General features: G+C 57.5%; 1 protein-coding gene. It reads left to right on the plus strand.

Going from position 1 to position 480, the window contains the following annotated elements:
* On the plus strand, window positions 1-480 hold a 480-nt coding region (locus lacNas_RS10970; protein WP_307865709.1), incomplete at both ends, for an amino acid--tRNA ligase-related protein.

Here is a 480-nt window from a genome sequence, read left to right on the forward strand (position 1 = left end):
GAAGCCTCCAAGACCCGCCGGCACCTGACTGAATTCTGGATGATGGAACCGGAAATGGCCTGGATGCACCAGGATGAATCCCTGGATTTGCAGGAACGCTTCCTGTCCTACGTGGTTGGCCAGGTACTGGAACACTGCGAATACGAACTGAGCATCTTGGGCCGGGATCTGGACAAGCTGCGTCCGGCCGCTGAAGGCAACTACACCCGCCTGTCCTACGATGACGCGGTAAAGATGCTGCAAGAAGGCGGCAGAGACTTCAAGTGGGGCGACGACTTTGGTGCGCCAGACGAAGCCTACCTGTCAGAGCAGTTTGACCGGCCGTTCTTCATCGTGAACTACCCGGTAGCCATCAAGCCGTTCTATATGAAGAAGAACCCGGAAAACCCGCTGACCTACCTCTGTGCCGACGTTGAAGCACCGGAAGGCTACGGGGAAATCATGGGCGGGTCTGAGCGTGAAGCCGACTACGACACCCTG

The sequence above is a fragment of the Lactobacillus nasalidis genome, assembly GCF_016587775.1.
In the GTDB taxonomy this organism is placed as follows: Bacteria; Bacillota; Bacilli; order Lactobacillales; family Lactobacillaceae; genus Lactobacillus; species Lactobacillus nasalidis.